This is a genomic window from Paenibacillus sp. MDMC362 (assembly GCF_003269305.1).
Taxonomy (GTDB): Bacteria; Bacillota; Bacilli; order Paenibacillales; family Paenibacillaceae; genus Paenibacillus_AQ.
Window position 1 is genome coordinate 63517 of the sequence record NZ_QLYT01000035.1, and the last position, 18810, is coordinate 82326.

General features: G+C 50.0%; 14 protein-coding genes and 1 riboswitch. Of the genes, 2 read left to right on the top strand and 12 right to left on the bottom strand.

Translation table 11 applies throughout. The annotated features are described in order from the left end of the window. Positions 1-24 precede the first annotated feature (24 nt). From DP091_RS18025 to DP091_RS18035, 3 genes are all read right to left on the bottom strand, one after another. Entirely contained in the window at positions 25-924 is a 900-nt protein-coding gene (locus DP091_RS18025) for a carbohydrate ABC transporter permease (protein WP_113059588.1), read from the bottom strand. Between the two features lie 27 nt (positions 925-951). Then, positions 952-1929, bottom strand: coding sequence for an ABC transporter permease (locus DP091_RS18030; RefSeq protein ID WP_258394606.1), 978 nt, complete (start codon positions 1927-1929; stop codon positions 952-954). Positions 1930-2255: 326 nt separating this feature from the next. Beyond that, on the bottom strand, positions 2256-4343 hold the full coding sequence (locus DP091_RS18035) for a molybdopterin-containing oxidoreductase family protein (protein ID WP_258394607.1): 2088 nt from the start codon (positions 4341-4343) through the stop codon (positions 2256-2258). A gap of 474 nt (positions 4344-4817) precedes the next feature. Beyond that, positions 4818-5012: riboswitch (cyclic di-AMP (ydaO/yuaA leader) on the top strand. 165 nt (positions 5013-5177) lie between these two features. Between DP091_RS18035 and DP091_RS18040 the strand changes: the two genes are divergently transcribed. Beyond that, on the top strand, positions 5178-7004 hold the full coding sequence (locus DP091_RS18040; protein WP_113059590.1) for an APC family permease: 1827 nt from the start codon (positions 5178-5180) through the stop codon (positions 7002-7004). A 154-nt stretch (positions 7005-7158) separates the two neighbouring features. On the opposite strand, the gene DP091_RS18045 is transcribed toward DP091_RS18040, so the two are convergent. From DP091_RS18045 to DP091_RS18070, 6 genes are all read right to left on the bottom strand, one after another. Continuing rightward, entirely contained in the window at positions 7159-8019 is an 861-nt protein-coding gene (locus DP091_RS18045; RefSeq protein WP_113059591.1) for a formate/nitrite transporter family protein, read from the bottom strand. Positions 8020-8351: 332 nt separating this feature from the next. Continuing rightward, a complete protein-coding gene (locus DP091_RS18050; RefSeq protein ID WP_113059592.1) occupies positions 8352-9599 on the bottom strand; it encodes an MFS transporter in 1248 nt (415 codons plus the stop codon). 111 nt (positions 9600-9710) lie between these two features. Beyond that, entirely contained in the window at positions 9711-10304 is a 594-nt protein-coding gene (locus tag DP091_RS18055; RefSeq protein WP_113059593.1) for a TetR/AcrR family transcriptional regulator, read from the bottom strand. Positions 10305-10545: 241 nt separating this feature from the next. Next, complete coding sequence (locus tag DP091_RS18060) at positions 10546-11139, bottom strand: DUF4352 domain-containing protein (protein WP_113059594.1); 594 nt, start codon at positions 11137-11139, stop codon at positions 10546-10548. A 127-nt stretch (positions 11140-11266) separates the two neighbouring features. Beyond that, entirely contained in the window at positions 11267-12628 is a 1362-nt protein-coding gene (locus tag DP091_RS18065; RefSeq protein ID WP_113059595.1) for an FAD-dependent oxidoreductase, read from the bottom strand. A gap of 497 nt (positions 12629-13125) precedes the next feature. Continuing rightward, positions 13126-13605 carry a glutathione peroxidase gene (locus DP091_RS18070; RefSeq protein ID WP_113059596.1) on the bottom strand — a complete coding sequence of 160 codons (480 nt, stop codon included), beginning with the start codon at positions 13603-13605 and terminating at the stop codon, positions 13126-13128. A 287-nt stretch (positions 13606-13892) separates the two neighbouring features. Between DP091_RS18070 and DP091_RS18075 the strand changes: the two genes are divergently transcribed. Continuing rightward, positions 13893-14429: a hypothetical protein gene (locus DP091_RS18075; protein ID WP_113059597.1), complete on the top strand. Its 537-nt coding sequence runs from the start codon at positions 13893-13895 to the stop codon at positions 14427-14429. A gap of 25 nt (positions 14430-14454) precedes the next feature. Here DP091_RS18075 and DP091_RS18080 read toward each other — a convergent pair whose 3' ends face one another. The 3 genes from DP091_RS18080 to DP091_RS18090 all read right to left on the bottom strand — a co-directional run bounded on the left by DP091_RS18080 (position 14455) and on the right by DP091_RS18090 (position 18722). After that, positions 14455-15708 (bottom strand): hypothetical protein, encoded by a 1254-nt coding sequence (locus DP091_RS18080; RefSeq protein WP_113059598.1) that lies wholly within the window; start codon positions 15706-15708, stop codon positions 14455-14457. 876 nt (positions 15709-16584) lie between these two features. Further along, a complete protein-coding gene (locus DP091_RS18085) occupies positions 16585-16935 on the bottom strand; it encodes a DUF3243 domain-containing protein (protein ID WP_113059599.1) in 351 nt (116 codons plus the stop codon). A 95-nt stretch (positions 16936-17030) separates the two neighbouring features. Beyond that, on the bottom strand, positions 17031-18722 hold the full coding sequence (locus DP091_RS18090; protein WP_113059600.1) for a DEAD/DEAH box helicase: 1692 nt from the start codon (positions 18720-18722) through the stop codon (positions 17031-17033). Positions 18723-18810 lie beyond the last annotated feature (88 nt).

The following is an 18810-nucleotide window of genomic DNA, read 5'->3' on the forward strand; positions in this document are numbered from 1 at the left end:
TATTCGCCTTAAACCGTTCGTCAACTACTCCTTTAGCGAGCCTACCAGCACACCTTTGACAAAATACTTTTGCACAAAAGGATAGACAAGAATGATCGGTAAAGTCACCACGATCATCATCGCCATTGTGAGCGATTTTGAAGTGATTTGCCTTGCTTGATCCAGTAGGGCAACCGAAGCGCTATCGAGCACGGAGCTTGAACCCGATACAATATTGGCATTCAAGGTCTGCCGCAGAATCGTCTGAATGGGGAGTAAAGGATCACTGGTGATGTAGATACTCGGCAGAAACCAGTCATTCCAATGGCCAACGGCGGTCAACAAAGCCAGCGTGGCGATAACCGGTCCGGACAAGGGGATAATAATCCGGAAGAATGTGCCCCAATTGCTGCAGCCGTCAATATTGGCCGATTCCTCCAAGCCGGCGGGAAGACCTTTAAAGAAGGTTCGGAATATGATCATGTTCCACACGCTGATCAAGGATGGGATTATAAATACTAGAAAGCTGTCCATCAGACCGAGTGAACGGTACAGGAGATAGGTAGGGATCAAACCTCCGTTAAAGTAGATCGTAAATATAAAGAACAATGTGTAATATTTGCGACCGACTAGATAAGTACGGGTCATCCCGAATGCGAGGAGCGCTGTCATGAATATGGAGGTTGCGGTTCCGATTAGGGTACGACTTATGGATATGAAGAACCCGTTAAGCAGTCGGTCGTCCTGAAGAATGATTTTATAATTTTCGGTTGTGAATTCTCTTGGCCAGAAGGTGACTCCGCCCTTTGCTGTATCGACACCTACATTGAAGGAAACAGCCACCGCATTCCAGAAAGGATAGAGTGCCGAGAAGGCTAATAAACTAAGGAACACGTATATCACGATAAGCACGACCTTATCACCAAAGCTAATTCTTTTTAACATGCCGTACCTCCTGAAGGCTCATGATTGTTACCATAAGCTATTACCAGATCTTCGAGCCAGATAGTTCGCGATCGTAAGCAGTCCAACACTGATAATCGCCTTGAACAATCCGATAGCAACCGCATAAGAATAACGGTGTGACCCTAGGCCTACTCGATAGACATACGTATCAATGACATCGGATACCGGCCGCAGCACCGGATTGGATGCCAGGAGCAAGATGTCCTCAAAGCCTGCATTGAGCAAGTTACCGATAGCAAGAATCATGAAGATGATGACTACTGGCATAATCGAAGGAAGCGTAATCAGATAGATCTGCTTGGTCTTGCTAGCCCCGTCAATGTCTGCAGCCTCGTACAGCGCCGGATCGATACTTGCTATTGCAGCCAGAAAGACGATCGAGTTAAATCCGATTTCCTTCCATACGTTGGCCGAAATCAGGATCGACCAAAAATACTCCTTTAACGAAAGGAAATTGATCGGTTCATCAATGGCCCCTAGGCTCTCCAGCAGAATGTTGATGCTTCCGTTCTCCGTTGATAGCAAGGCGGTGGTGAACCCTGCCACAATAACCCATGATAAGAAATGAGGCAGATATGTAATCGTCTGGATGACTCTTTTGAATAACATATGGCGAACTTCATTCAATAAAAGTGCCAGTACAATCGGTGCTGGAAATCCGATAAAGAATTTCAATAAACTGATTACAATCGTGTTGCGCAAAATTCTTTCAAACTCGGGGGCGGCAAAAAAATCTTCAAAATGTTTAAAACCAACCCACGGGTTATCCCAAATTCTCGAGCCGGTGAATAGGTTATAATCCATAAATCCGGTTATTACGCCGTACATAGGCAGATAGGCAAAAATGAAAACTAGAATGACGCCGGGTATCACCATGAGCTGAACATCCCATTGCTTCATGAATCGCCTAAGAAAACTTTTACTATGGACTTTTGGCTGCCGGGCAATGGGCGACGGCTGCTGTTCTGCAGTAGCTTGCGGCATAAGTTATCCTCCCGTTACGAAATGATGTAAAAGCATGCCGGGTCTCTGAATATTTACCGTTTTCGAAACCGCTTGCAATTGACTTAGTATCATTCTACCTATGGAAATATTTTGAATCTATATAATAAAACCCCGATTTTTTATACTTCTACCGGAATGTTTCACCCTTCCCAGCCAACAAAAAAACGTCTATCGACGTACTTCCTCAATAGACAGACAGCATTTAACAGAAGTTTCTATTGCGATAAAAGGGGATGCTAAACCTCGTCTAAAAAAAGACTGCCTTGAGGTCATATAGACCTGCAAGACAGTCAATGTAATCATCTTTATGCACCGGTTATTTTCATCCTGACCTCGACCACCGTTGAGAAGAAGGTAGCCCCTTCACCCAGATCCGCCAGCCTGTCGGGCGTGAGGGCATTGGCGCGCTGCTTGCGCCCCTCGCCTTCCCACCACAAGCCTTGGCTGACAACGGTGCCCGGCAGCATTTTATCCGTTACCTTGGCCCGAACTTCATAGGTTCCGCGGTCGTTGTATACCGTAACCATGTCTCCGTCCTCTATACCGCGTTCCTCTGCATCCTCCGGATGGATCTGCAGGGCTGGCTCCTTCTCCAACCTCTGATGTTTCTCCACATTCGCAAAGGTTGAATTCAGGAAGTTGTGGTTCGGCGGTGAAATGAACATGAGCGGGTATTTGTGCCCGCGTCCGCGCCTTACGCCGTCATAACCTTCCTTGAGCGGCACGTAGGTCGGAAGAGGCGGAAGACCTGCCTCCTCCAATTGCACGGAGTATAACTCAATCCGGCCCGAAGGCGTCGGCAAACGATCTAGATACGTTTCAAGCGGCGACATGTCAAGCTTCACATAACGGTGTTCCTTTAGCTTGTCCAGCGTGACGCCGTTCAGATAAGGGTTATCCGGGAAGTCGAGTGCTCTTGCCATCATCTCCTCTTCCGTCTCATGGAAGGCCGGGTCAGTGAAACCCATAGCCCGCCCCAGCATGGAGAACAGCTCTACATTGCTCTTGCTCTCCCCAAGCGCCGGAATGACCGGCTCCTGCAGCTGAATGTACTGATGCCAGTAGGAAGCGAACAGGTCGGTATTCTCGAACGAGGAGGTTGCCGGAAGCACGATATCCGCATACTTGGCCGTATCCGTCATAAACAGGTCATGAACAACCGTAAACAGATCTTCCCGTGCAAACCCTTCCCTTACCCGCTCGGTGTCGGGAGCGACAACCAGCGGATTGCTGCAATAGACAAAGACCGACTTAATCGGCTGTTCGGTCATGGCAAGCGCTTCGCCGATCCGGTTCATGTTAATCGTCCGGGCATCCGGATTCGGCCGGAGATCGGGACGTTCGAGCGCATCGCTGTCCATGCTGTTGTAGCCGCCGTTCGACTTGGCGGCCCCTCCGCCCCGCTTCAGCCATTGTCCGGTCAAGGCGGGAAGCGCCGCGATGCTGCGCACCGTCAAGCCGCCATTGTCGTGATGCTGAAGACCGTTACCGATATGAATATAGGAAGTATCTGCCCGGCCGTACAGCTCGGCCAGCCTCTCGATATCCTCAACTTGAATTCCGGTAATGGAGGATACGTGCTCCGGTGTATAGTCTTTCACATGCTCACGCAAGGCTTCATGACCGATCGTATACTCGCTGAGAAATTCCTCGTTCACCAAGCCTTCACGGAACATGATGTGCATGAGGCCGACGGCCAGTGCCGCATCCGTGCCCGGAAACAGCGGAATGAACCAATCCGCCCATTGCCCCGTCTGGTTCTTATGCACGTCGATGACAACGACCTTGGCACCGGCCTTGCGCGCTTTCTCTGCCAACACCACCTGATGCATATTGGTGCTGACGATGTTGCCGCCCCAGACGATGATGACGTCGGCATGTACGGTATCCTCCGGGACGGTGCCTCCATTAAACCCCATAACGGATTTCCAGCCCTCATTGCCTGCGGAATTACAGATCGATTGCTTCAACCGGCTGGCGCCCAGCCTGTTGAAGAACCTCCGATCCATGCCGTCCACGCTCAAAATTCCCATGTTGCCGTAGAAGCTGTAAGGCAGTATGCTCTCAGAGCCGTGCTCCTCGATCAGCTTCTTGTAGCGTTCAGCAATCTCCTGAACCGCTTCATCCCAGCTGATTCGCTCGAAAGCGCCCTCGCCCTTGGGCCCTATCCTCCGCAGCGGATAAAGCACGCGCTCCGGATGATACACCCGATGTGCCATATTTCGGACTTTATTACAGATGGCTCCCTGCGTAATCGGATGATCCGGATTACCGGTAACCTTCACGATTTTTCCGTTCTCTTTATGGAGCAGCAGGCCGCAAGTATCGGGACAATCCAACGGACAGACCGCCGGAAACACGCCGTTTTCCTGATGAATCATCGCTTGAGTCATTTCGTCTATTCCCCCTTGTACACGCTGAATCATATCCCCTTATCTTAAAAGAAAATCAGGGCTCCAGTAAAGTCTTACATTTTTTTCTGCATCGGTGATTCATTCTACTTCCTTCCGGGTAATTCCTATCAAGAGCAACGAAGAGAAACCCAGACCCTTTCTCTTCCTTGCCAAATCATGGACCACTCCCAAAAATTCGCCATGCCATGTCTCCTCCCCCGAGACCGGCATGGCGAATTTGTTTTGTATTGGCGTCTATCCATCCTGAGCAACTGGCAAGTACAGCATATAGAAAGTCATGATTTCTGTAGCAAACATGCAAAAAACAAAGCCTGTCAAAGCCACATATTCATGTAAGCGCTTATTTGTCATTTTTTATAAATAATTCTGCTTAATTTTTCGTTGGAGGGTGTTTTACAAACGATTGGAGCAGGCGTAATATACTATTCAGCTTCGAAAACATTCTTCATATTCACATGACATTCGCTTAATTTCCTTGATGGAAAGCGGGGGAACCAATCGTATGGAGGGATATCTATAGGATCCTTCATCCATACTATGGGGTGAATCCGGATGCATCGCGTACGTACGCCGCGACGGCATCAGGTAGGGCGACTCTCACCGCCCGAATCCGACAGCTAACCTCGTCAGCGTTGATCGGGAGGGTTGTGAACTTGTGATCAAACACAGGGTTCTAACCTGTGTTTTTTGTTTGCCAAAAATCAGCATAGGAATGGTGACCTTTCGTATGACCTGCACATGAAACACACCGATTGAAGTCCAATCAGTCAGCTTTCATCATGAACTTAATCTTAATCGGCGGTGAAAACAACCATGTTATCTTCAATCAAGCGATTCCTCATCGGAAGACCGCTTAAATCTACGGAATTGGGCGAGCAAAAGCTGAACAAAACCAAAGCGCTGGCCATCCTTTCATCCGACGCCTTATCGTCCGTGGCCTATGGACCGGAACAAATCCTGATCGTCTTGATGACCGTTGGCGCGGCTGCCTATTGGTACTCCATACCGATTGCTGTCGGCGTCCTGGTCTTATTGCTGGCACTTATCCTGTCGTACAGACAGATTATTTTTTCATATCCGCATGGCGGCGGAGCCTACGTGGTTTCCAAACGGAATCTGGGCATGTATCCGGGATTGGTCGCCGGCGGCTCCCTGCTGGTTGACTACATTCTGACGGTTGCAGTCAGCGTGTCGGCGGGGACGGACGCAATCACATCGGCATTTCCGGAATTGCACGCCTACAATCTGCCCATCTCCATCGTGTTCGTGCTATGTTTGACCGTACTCAATTTAAGAGGGGTTACAGAGTCGGCCTCCATACTGGCTTATCCGGTTTACTTGTTTGTACTCGCGCTGTTTATCCTGATTGGCGTTGGAATATACAACATTGCTACAGGCCATGCATCTCCGGAGCTGCATACGCCTATCGGCACGCCTGTCGCCGGGCTGAGTTTGTTCCTGCTTCTGCGGGCATTTGCCTCGGGCAGCTCCGCCCTGACCGGCGTTGAGGCCATCTCCAATGCCATCCCGAATTTCAAAGATCCCGCTCCGAATAATGCAGCCAAAACCTTGGTCGCGATGGGATCCTTGCTGGCCCTGTTATTTTCGGGCATCGTATACCTGGCCTATTACTATGGGGTCAGCCCCAGTGAGCAAGTCACGGTCGTTTCCCAGATTGCCGAGCATACCTTTGGACGAAACTTTCTGTATTACTTCATCCAAGGAACAACGGCTCTCATTCTGATCCTGGCTGCCAACACGGGATATTCCGCCTTCCCGCTGCTTGCCGTTAATCTGGCGAAAGATAAATTCATTCCCCGAATGTTCACCGTCCGCGGAGACCGTCTGGGTTATTCGAACGGAATCATTATACTTGGATTCTTCTCTATTCTGTTGCTGCTGGCTTTCGAAGGCAAAACCGAGCATCTGATTCCGCTGTATGCCGTCGGCGTGTTCATCCCGTTTACCCTCTCCCAGACGGGGATGATGGTGAAGTGGATTCGCGAAAAGCCCGAAGGATGGGTCGTCAAGCTGATCATTAACACTACCGGCGCCTGTATCAGCTTTATCGTGACGATGATCTTCTTCTTTACGAAATTTGCCCAAGTGTGGACCGTCTTGATATTCCTGCCGCTGATCATTTGGCTGTTCACCCGAATCCACAAACATTACGAGGCCGTAGCAGACCAGCTGCGAATTACAACCTGTGAGCCTGTTAAACCGATTGAGGGAAATGTTATGATTCTGCCTGTGGCGGGAATCACGCATGTGGTGGAGAACTCGCTGAATTATGCCAAATCGCTGGGTGCAGGCCAAATTATCGCGGTGTACGTGCCGTTTGAGCGTGAGGACGAGGCGGCTTTCCAGGAAAAATGGAAAAAGTGGCAGCCGGACATCCGGCTGGTAACACTCCCCTCCCCTTACCGGAGCATCATTCAGCCGCTGACTAAATTCATCGATACCGTACAGCGCAAGGCAAGCGAATCCGACTACCAGGTTACCGTGGTCATCCCGCAGTTCATCCCCAAGAAGGGCTGGCATAACTTCCTGCACAATCAATCCAGTTTGCTCATCCGTGCACATTTGCTGTATCGGAGAGATGTGATTGTTACGACTGTGCCTTACCATTTAAAGAAATAGCGGGCTTGTTTCCTATTGTGCCTTGTACAAGAGTCCGCTCCGCCAACAACAACAAAAAAGCTGCGATCATCCGACCCTATCCCTTAGTGAGCGGTCGATCGCAGCTTTTTTTCTTAGCCTTTGCTTATCAGGCTTCGGGATAATAAAGCAACCTTTACGCAGAATGAACCTGTTGGGCAGGGCCGGTAGGCGGAGCAGAAGGCAGGGCAGCATCTTGTTCGCTGCGTGGAATGACCTCAACCTCATCATGCTTCTTCAAATATACGGTCCCGTAGGCAGCTCCAACAAACAACGCGCCTCCAACGAAATTGCCAAGCCAAACCGGAATGAAGTTTATGAAATACGCACCCCAGCTGTAATACCCTTCAAATATTGCGGCCGGAATGAGGAACATGTTGGCCACCACGTGCTGAAAGCCGATGGCTACAAACGCCATCGTCGGAAACCAGATCCCGAGAATTTTGCCACTCATCTGGTCCGATCCGTAGGACAGCCACACGGCGAGCGCTACGAGCCAGTTGCAGCCGATGCCCGACAAGAAGGCCTGCAGAAAGCTGTCATCCAGCTTGTGTCCCGCCATATCCACCAGCTTCTCCAAATAAACGCCGCTGCCTGTCAGACCGGTCACATGACCGAAGAAGTAAGCGACGAACAACGCCCCCGCCATATTGCTTACCGTGACGAGAGCCAAATTCCGTATCATCTCCTTCGTGGAAATCCGCTTCTTGAATCTGGCCAGGGACACGGCCATCATATTACCCGTCAGCAGCTCTCCGCCTGCAAGCAATACAAGAATTAGTCCGACAGGAAATATCGCCGCGCCTATAAAACCGGCAATGCCTCCCCAAGCCTCAGACGCACCGGCAATTACGCGAATATCCAGCAAAAAGCCGAGCGCGATAAAAGCACCCGCCAAAAATCCTAGTATCATTACGTTCATAACGGAGGTATGTGCTTTTTTCACCCCGTTCTCCACGGTGATCTCCGCAATGCGATCAGGCTTGTAATAGGCCATGTCCGTTCCCCCAGTTCTCCCTTTTTCCGTCCTGAAAATCTCTCGAATGCAGCTTCTGATGTTTCTGTTACATTTACCCATATTGTACCGCAGCTGCCAATGCAAGTACGTGAATTATATCACGACCTTGCGCAGAATCGGACATCCTTGTGTCCTTGCTGCCCTGAACTCGTGTAGAATCGATCAATCTCTCGATCCGAGCCTGAGGTACATATAAAAATAGCGGTGCCCGGAGATTATCCCGACACCGCCCGGTTGGTGCTTTTACCAACCCTCTCTTTTATATCAGCAAGCCTATGCCAATCTGCCAGCAACAAGTTCTAACCACTATCCTATGCCTCGGCGGCAGTCTCTACTCTAACAGGCGTTTCCTTTTCCTGAGCCGGAACGTTCGAGATCGGAAGCTTCATGCTAATCAAGGACGACAGCAGGAAGAGCGCACCTGCCGTAAAATACACGATCACAATGGAGGTTGCCGACATATACCATCCCGTAAACCCGGAGCCGATGAGCAGCATGCCGGTAAACATCGGCGTCATCACGCCATTCAGCCGACCGATGAATTTCTCTTCCACCTGCTGCATCATCACGGCCATCAGGACCGTCTGTGCCATCGCCATCAGCACCCCGGTTGCGAAGCGCATCGCGCCGGTCAGGATCGGCCACTGTGACAACACCTCGACAAAGGTCGAGAGGCCAAGGAAGGCAAGCCCGGCGAACAACAAGTAGTTGCCTTTCACTCTCCCCGCAATGACAGCAGCCAGCACGCCGCCTATTAACATGCCTAGGCCCTCCAGCGCGGTGAACCACTGAACGCTGGACATTGCCAGCTGTAAGCGCTCCGTGATGACAAAGATATCAAGCGGCTGAACAAGTCCGCTGCCCAGTGCCAATAAAACGTAGACGACCAGCAGCACCTTCAACAGCCGGCTGGAACCGATGTAAGTGAAGCCCGCCTTCATATCCTTCATAAAGGAACCGGTCGATTCCGAATGGTTAGAGGGTTCATCCACACTGGAAGGAAGAAACGCTAGCACGATCGCCGAAGCGCCGAATAGAACCAACAAGCTGATTAAAGACGCCTGCAATCCAAAAGCTTGATAAAGCGTCGTACCGACCATCGGTCCCAAAATGATAAACAGCGACATCGAGGTCTGGGACAAAGCCGTGGCCGCAGGCACATGCTCATCCGGCAAGCAGCGCTTGATGAGTTTCATGGACGATGGCTGCGAGAATTGAGATACAACAGCCGAGACCAGGGTCACCGCAAATACGGCCTGCCAGTATCCCGCATACACAACGAACAGGATAAGCAATATGGATAAAAAGCTTAGAATGTCCCCCCAGATCATCGTTCGCTTGGGGCGCCAACGGTCCGCCAGCACGCCGCCAATCATGGAGATCACAAAGATCGGCGCGTATTCAATTACGGTAAGCAGCGATACGGCGACCGGATCATGGTTGCTCTTCTCCATAATGAAGAACAACAATGCCATGTTGCGGATCCAGATCCCGATATTTTGCATGAAATCCGAAACCATCAGCAGCACGAACGCGCGGTTGCCAAACAAATGCCTCATATTATATCCCCCTTTTGAAAACCGACTATTCGGTTTAAATATATTTAAGCGGATACGCCCTCTCCCGCTTGCAAACCGAGAAGAAGCGTTTCCGATATATCCTCCGGTACACTACGATCCTTGACCCGATAACACACCGTTTAAAAAGTAAGTGACTCCCTTACTATACAGAAGTCTCGATTCCTCCTGGGACCGTTCAAAATGCGACACCGACATCCCATCGAGCAGCGATGCGAATATGATGGATATTTCCTCTACATCCTCCGCCGGTATTCGCCCTTCGCTTACTCCTTCCGCGAAAATCTCGCGGTAGAGCTTGCGCGGACCTTGCAGGATGGCCAGCATCTCGCCCACAATCGTCTTATTCTCCGGCTGATTGATATAAAACTCCTCCGCAATCTTGGTGAGCGGATTCTGGAAGTCATCAACCATATGATCGGCAATGCCGTACAGCTTCTCCTCGAAGCTGGCATAACGGGCTTTTTTATCGTCCCAGGCTTCCATCCATTCCTGATTCTGCTTCGCCAGCAGCTTGACGAACAAATCTTCCTTGCTCTCAAAGTGATAGTAGATGCTTCCCTTACTGGCACCCGTATATTTAACCAGTTCATCCATGGATGTTGCCGCATACCCGCGCTGGATGAACAGTTCCTTCGCTTTATCCAGAATCATGTCCCGCTTTCGCTGCGCTTTTTCTGAAGACATCGACGTCAGCACTCCTTGCTTGAAATAATGATCCGCAAATCACGTATTAAAACCTGATTCCCGTAATATAAAAATGGATCTGTGAAGATGATGAACAACGCTCACAATTAAAAAACCGACTGTACGGTTTAATCATACTGAAAACATTCCCGTATGTAAAGCGGCGTCTTCACCGAAAAAAGGACCTCGCCTAAGCAAAGTCCTCTCATCATTCGTACATCCCGAAACCAATATTATTTTTTTATTCCACTGCCCAAATAGCTCTTCCTTCTTTCATCGGATCGCCATAACTCAGCTGCAGCCCCTTAACTCCCTGTTTCACTTCGTATGGTATTTCACCTGTCAGCTCGCCGCCTGGGGCAATGGTGCCGTCCAGCATTTTCACGTCATCCGTAATGGGAACGGTATAGTTAAGATCGCTCGAATCCGTCAGGGAAAAAGACAGCGCGGAAGAGATGACCAGCGGCTCCTGGCCATTGTTTTTCACGGTAATGTCAACCACCTTAAACGTATGGCCCGGCTGAGGCTTCAAATATTCATCGCCCCCGGATTCACGTACGCCGTTCAGCGTGATGACCGTGCCGTGGTAATCGACCGTATCGCCAACTGCCGCAGGTTCGCCGATCGGCTTCACCTCTGCATGGTCAGCCGGTTGGTCCTCGCCTTGGGGTTCTGCAGGCGGCTGTTCTTCAGACGCCCCCGTCTGACCGGTTCCCCCATTGTCCACAACAGCCGGCGGAGTCTCTGCAGGCGGATCAGCCTGATCATTGGAACAAGCGGCCGTCAGCAGCATGGAGAACAATGCAGCTGAGGCCAGCATTACTTTTTTATTCATACTTTATCCTACCTCCTGAAAGTCGAAATCTACATGTCCGGATATTTTCCAATTCGCTGTCAAAATCCATAATCCTTCAATAACAAGAAAAAGACCCCCAAATTAAGGAGTCTTCTTGGTGAATCGATTACGAATGCACAGGTGTTTTGTTTTCGACCGCCGGCAATGCCTGCAATCCAGCCGTGTTAAGGAAATTCCACGGTTTATTGTAATGCGGCTGGAAGAAGAAGTCGATGAAGGCCAATTGATCAATCGTCATCCGATTCTGTATGCATACCGACAGCGTGTTAATCGATTGCGTCATATCCACTTTGGAAATGACCTGTGCACCAAGCATCCGGCGGCTGTCTTGCTCATATACCACCTTCAGCGTAACCTCTTCGAAGGTAGGCATGAATTCCGGACGGTAATGATCCGTAATGGTGACCGTCTCCACCTTCAAGCCTTCGTCCTTGGCGGCTCCTTCGGTTAATCCCGTCGAGGCAATGTTGTGTTCGTATATTTTCAATCCCGACGTACCTTGCGTTCCCATATACGGGGTTGTCGGCGACACAAGATTGCGTGCCACGAGCGTACCCATCCGAACTGCGTTAGTAGCCAGTGGAATATACATCATTTTACCGGTCGGGTTATAGTGCACGGAGCAGCAATCGCCTGCTGCATATACATCCTGCTTGCTGCTTTGCATATATTGATCCACGACGATGGCGCCATTTTTCAGCATTTCCACCTGACCCTTCACCAGCTCCGTATTCGGACGGAAGCCGATGCAGAGGATCACGAGATCCGTATCGATTTCACCTTTGTCGGTGATGACCTTGTTCACCATGCCATCCTTGCCTTGGAAAGAAGTCACGGTCTGGCCCAGAGCCATCTCAATCCCTTTTTCACGGAAGGATTCCTCGATCTTGCCGCTAAATTCAGGATCAAGATATTTGTTCAGAATGCGGTCGGCACTATCAATCAGCGTAACCTGCTTACCGTTCTGTTGGAAGGCCTCAACCAGTTCCACGCCGATATAACCGGCGCCAACAACCGTAATGTGTTTCGCTTCCTGCGCTTTTTCAATGATCGTATTGGAATGATTGTAGTTTTTGCAGAGCAGAATATTATTCAGATCGATGCCTTCAAGCTTCGGTACGATTGGCCATGATCCGGTTGTGATAATCAGTTTGTCATAGGCATCATCAAAAATTTCTTCAGTAACCAGGTTCCGAACTTTCAAGCTTTTCTTATCCGTATCCACCGAAATGATCTCATGCTTCATCTTGGTTTCAACACCCAGCTCGTCGAGCTTCTGAGGCGAAGAGTAGAACAGACCGTCAGGGTCTTTTACAACGCCTCCGACGTAAAGCGCAATGCCGCAAGACAGGAATGAGATGTTATCATTGCGTTCATAAACGGTGATCTGTGCTTCCGGGTAAAGTTTGGCGGTATTCACGATGGCGGACGTTCCTGCATGGGTACAACCGATAACTGCTACTTTCATGGTTTTTCCTCCTCCAAGTATGAAGCTGTATATTTGATTAAGATGAGCTCTTTTGCCTGGATTCATGCTTGGTAACGCTTGTTGAGCATGAATGTGGTGACTGGCAATATTATTATTTGTGAATGTATTCACTTTATACTTTTATTATAATGTGACTTATTTCACAATTCAATAAGTAATCGCATTATTCACATATTGTACATAATTTCACATAGTTGGAATGATAAAAGATGTTGACCTAAAGAGCATGATGCTCTCATGGCTAATACTCACAATTAGATCAAGAATACAGTTTCCGTATCAGGGTAAGCTATAAGAGTCCCGCCTCAAATGAAATTCAAGGATCATCCTTATCTTATGCGTGTGCCTTAACGGATCTTAATGTTGATTCGGCTAATTAACGGAATGGGCCCATGAAAAATCAAAAACAGGACTGTTCTCCCCAGAGAAATATCCCCGAAGAAAACAGCCCTGTTGATAATCGTTACTTTCTTCCACTAGCCAAGCAGAGATTCAATGGCGCCCTTCATCGATTCCGGCGTATCTCGCGGTTCGAATCGCTGAACCACCTCGCCCTCGCGGTCTACCAGAAACTTTGTGAAATTCCAAGCGATCTCTCCGCCTTCATTCGGTCCTGGCTGCTCGGATTTCAAATATTGAAATAACGGATGCGTTTCTTCCCCGTTCACGTCAATCTTCGCAAAGATTGGGAAATTCACGCCATAATTCAATTGACAGAATGATTCGGCCTCTTTACTTGTCCCCGGCTCCTGTCCGCCAAACTGGTTGCACGGGAAACCAAGAACCTGAAGTCCTTGCTGGCTATATTGGTCATACAGCTGCTGAAGCTCTCCATATTGCGGCGTAAGTCCGCACTGGCTGGCCGTATTTGCAATAATCAGAACCTTGCCCACATACTGATCGAGCGAGACTTCCTGACCCTTGGTATTTGTTGCATGATATTCGTAAACTGACATCTTCGAATCCCCTCCCGGCTTGTTTTGAATGGATGGCACGCTTCAAGCTTTACAGTCCAGCCAATCTCCTTCCATCATATCGAATAAATCGTCTTAAACCAAATTTTAGTCCAACGCCTCTACCCCGCTGCCCGCAAATCCATTATGATGAATGTATGACCTCTTCAAACAAAATTTACATATGCTATAACAGCTAGTTTAACCAGCAAGTAAGCAGGGTAATGATTTAAGGTTTGGAGAAATATTGCAATATTCCGTATTTCAACAACAGTAAGTGAGGAATAGAAATGAAACTGTATCCCGAAATGTTTATATCCCCATGGCATCTCATTGTCATTGTGCTGGCACTGATTGCCTTCGTCGGCTTAATCAAAGGGGGTTATGACCGAAAGACCGTGCTTCGCAGCACTGGGTTATCGACGCTGGCCTTCTATTTTATACTGACGATCCCCATTGGTCTTATCACCCAGGAGTCGCTTTACAAAGAAGAAACGATGCTGACCGATTTGGATCAGAATTTTGAGGACAAGAAGACGGATTCCGAGCTCCAAAGCTTTCAAGACTACATCGTGGTCCACGCCGGAGCCTATAAAAACGAGGATGATGCGGACATTGAGATCTATGCCGGCAACTACCATGAGAGCCAAACATTTCATGGTCACATCACCCTTTTCGTATACGATAAGAACGATGATGAAGTCTTCACCGAGATGTACAAGAACGTAACCCTTGCCCCCGGCGAGAAGAAGAAGCTCGACACAGCCTTTACCAGCCAGCCTATGGAAACCTACAGATACCGATACGAAACGCACCCCCAAATGTAAAGGGTGCGTTTTTCTCGTTTTCGTATTAAGTGGACAGATGGTCTCCAGGCTGGATCCCCGGCTTATCGTTTTCGGGAAGAGGCTGATACGCCCCCGGCATCGGTGGCAGATTCTTCGCATCCCGACCTTTGCGCACATGCCGGATGCCCAAATAGAAGAGACCGACCACCGGCAGTGACAGCATGGCTATAGCAAGGAGCATGCTGGACATTTGATACGAGGGATCCGTTTCGATCTCGGAAAAATCCAAAAACATAAACGATAAAAAGGTAATCAACGAGAACATGATGATCTGGAGCCAGCGCATCCATTTCACCAGGAAGAAAAACAGGATCGCGGAGAGTGCCACAAGTAAAATGGGGAATAACGGCCGTTCCGGGTCCGCGTTGCCCAGCTCTGCCTGGCGCGTCAGCCAAAAACCGATAGCGAACTGAACCGGAAATATCAGCCACGCCAGCAAACCGGTTCCACGGAAAGCCGATCTTTGCTTTTGCAGCGCCTCTTCATATTCGAGGAGTTTCATCTCGTATTCCAGCTGATGAAGCTCCTCCTCCGTCAATTCCCGGTCTTCCTCCTCATTTTCCTGTACCAGACGGTCCAGGTAAGGCCGGAATTGCCGCTCCATATTGCCATCAAATTCGGCACGCTCTAAATCCTCGTCCTCGCGAAGCAAAGACGCAACCGATTCATCCCCAAGATCATGAATGATGATGGAAGTCAGATATAAAGGAATGTCCCCTCTGCCGATAACCTCCAGCCACCGGTTGGCATCCATCGGATCCGTGAAAGGAATGGCCACCGCCCGTTCCGTCTGCCCTTCTCCCGCAACCAGATACATAATCGGCATTAACTCCGCCATAGGCACGGATTCGGCCATTTTGCTCTTCTTATAAGCATAACTGAATTGAAAGATGTATCGCCCGTAGTATAGTTCCTTGATGTCACCGATCCTAAGGCTTCCCTTCAGGGAGTCTTTCGTTTCCTGGTCCCATCTCTCATATTCAATAAAATCTTCGTATAACAAATACTCGTCCAGATGCGTATTGTTCCAGATATGCCCTTTCAGGCTTCTCGACAGACGAATCATCATGAAGATGCCGGCTGGTATGGCAACCAAAATCATCCAGGTCCAAACATTCGTCCAGAAGTACAGCAGCATCAAAGGACCCAGTGTCAGCGCCAGGCCAAGCAGTATTCCCAGCACGTGCATTTCAAATGTAATCACCCAATAAAAAGGCTGCATTTTGGGCTTTCTCTGCTCATGAATCACCAGAGACATTCAGGAACTCCCCCTACTATTCTTTCATTTGTTTCTATGGCTCACATGTAACGAAGGCATTGGAGATCGTATATGGAGTACTTCGCAGGATGTACCAAATAGTATGTAAGGCCAACGGTAGAGCGTGCGTCCGGCAGTGCAACAGAAGAGAGACAATTGCAAGTCTTGCAGAGCGATGGAGCAGCGTCCTGCGTTCACTCGAACTCTAACCTAACGGACTCAGGAAACCTTATTCCGTAGAAAATAGGGTTTTGAGTGAATCGAACGGACAGGGAATCCGCTATTCTTCTCAAAAGACGGTATTTCAGCTGTTTTCAGGCTAAATAACGGCTATGGTGTCCGTTAGAACGATAAATGGACCTCATAACAGAGAAATAACGTATCTGATGTCCGTTAGCCTCGCGTTTGGCGGGGTTCTGGTCACCGTCATAGCGATTTCGTTGCATCTGGGTACCGTTTCATTCCAGCTGGATACCATATCGTTGCGCCTAGATACCATATGTTACACCTGCGTATCGTTTCATTGCACCTAGACACCTTATCGTTGCACCTGAATGCCTTATCGTTACACCTGGGTACCGCTTCATTGCACTTAGTTACCATATCATTACACCATATTATTGCACCCTGGATACCATATCGCTGCTTCATTGCACCACACCTCGATATGATACCGAAGGCGGAGGCGAACCAGCACGTCTAGCCTGCATGCATAGTATGTATAGAAATTATTATCCACCCCTACGTCCTTATATCCCTACATTTCTACATTTCTACATCTCTACATCCTTATAAATATGTTTAATTACTACTCTTGAACCCAAAAATCCTTCCACGGCAAGCCAGCCGGGAAGGATTTCCATCTCACGCTTTACCTTATGGAGCCGTTCGTTTCTGAGCCAGCTTCACAAGCAGATGAGCCAACTGATGCTGCTCTTCTTTGGTTCCGACCTTCCACAACTCCTGAAGAAGCTTCTCTTCGGAATTACGGGGCTCCTCGTTTGCAGCCAGATAACCAGCCACCTTCTCTGCTGCCTGTGCCAGCTGCTCTTCATTCAACCCAATACTCTCGGCAAGCTGAATTCGCTTGTTCAAATAGGATTGGAAGGCATCAAAATCGGCCAGGATTCTCTCCTTCTCCCCATCATCAATCCGGTCCATTGCGTCACTGACCTTACTCACATCCAGTTCACCTTGCTTGTTCACTACATGATTATGTTCAGACATGGTAACGCCTCCTTGTCTTTGACTGGGTAACGCTTTCTACTTAAACGGGATCTTCCGGATTGAAACAGATGCTTCCTGAAATTTTTCTGAAACTTCTAGCGGCTGCGTCCACCGCGCCGGCCACCACTCTGGCCTCTTGCTGCGCGTCCTTCAGGTGATCGGGTACCGCCCTGTCCGCCGCGACCGCCTTGATTTCCACGACCCTCGGTTCTGGACGGTCCACGGCTGCTGCCACCGCGCGTTCCGGCCTGTGATCCACGGCCTTCGCCTGCACGTCCCCCGTCACGAGTACCGCTGCTGCGGCCTCCAGCCGACAATGGTCCGCGTTCCTCGCCTGCACGCCCGCCGTCACGACTACCGCTGCTGCGGCCTCCAGCCGCAGATTGTCCGCGTCCCTCGACTGCACGGCCGTCCCGGTTCCCTGCCCGTCCGGATCCACGTTCATCTCTGCGTGACGATCCGGCCCTTCCTCTGCTCTGCTCGCCGCCACGGCGCCCGGAACCCGTACCGCGATCCGCTCGGCTTCTTCCTTGGCCGCGTTCCTGATCGGCTTCAAGCGAAGAGATGTTTCTTGCTTTTCCCGGTCTGCCTGTATCCCTGCCTGAGCCACCCGTGCTTTCCCGAAGGCCTCCAGCACTGGAATCATAGCGGACCCGCTTCAAGCGCAGAGAAATTCCTTCCTCGATGCGCTGTAGATCATTAAGATCCTTACCGGCAGCAAACGTGATAGCCATCCCGTTCCCACCGGCCCGTCCGGTCCGTCCGATACGATGGATGTAACTTTCAACATCATGAGGCATATCGTAGTTAAAGACATGCGTCACGCCCTCGACGTCAAGCCCTCTCGCAGCAACATCCGTTGCCACCAGCAGCTGCAGCTTGGCTTCCCGGAAGCGCTTCATGACCGCTTCCCGCTTCGCTTGGGACAGGTCGCCGTGCAGCTCGTCCGATTGATACCCATGGGCCAGCAGCGCCTCATTCAATGTTGTTGCTCTGCGCTTTGTCCGGCAGAAGATAATCGCGAGAAAAGGGTTATGCTCCTCAATCATCGTACGCAGGGCATCCTGCTTGGAACGGTCCGTACACTCGACCACAACCTGCTGGATCTGCTCCAGCGGAATCGGGGAAGCCCCCTTAATGACGATATCGACGGGGTCTTTCATATAGTTGCCGGCAAGCTGCTTCACGCCGGCAGGCATCGTGGCCGAGAAGAGCATTGTCTGGCGCCGATACGGAAGTGCATGCATCAGGGCTTCCACCTCATCCAGAAAGCCCATGTGAAGCATCTGGTCGGCTTCGTCCAGCACCAACTGCTTCACGCCGCCCAGCTCAAGCGTGCCCCGGCGTAAATGGTCCAGCAACCGGCCCGGTGTTCCGATGATCAAATGTCGGCCGCCTTCGAGCTTGCGCAGCTGTTTCTCCACGTCCTGACCGCCATAAACAGCCAGGATTTTGATCCCGTCCGGCTCGCCGGCCGTCAGCTTCTTGGCTTCCTCCGTAATCTGCAATGCCAATTCACGTGTCGGCGCAATAATGAGCGCCTGCGGGTACGCCCGCTTAGGATCGATTTGCTGCAGAATCGGCAGCATGAAAGCCAGCGTTTTACCTGTGCCGGTCTTTGCCCGAGCGATAACGTCCTTTCCTTGCAGCAGCAGCGGGATACTCTCTTGCTGTACCGGAGTCGGCACCGCAATTCCCTGCTCCTTCAGTTTCCGTACTCTTTGTTCGTCAATGCCCAGCTGTTGAAAGTTCGGCAAACGTTCCACCTCATTTAAATTATTTAGCATCTGTTGCGTCATATCGATTGGATTTAGCAAACAAACATACTTACATATAAGTCCAACAAAATGTCGATCGAATTCGTTCTAAGAAGAA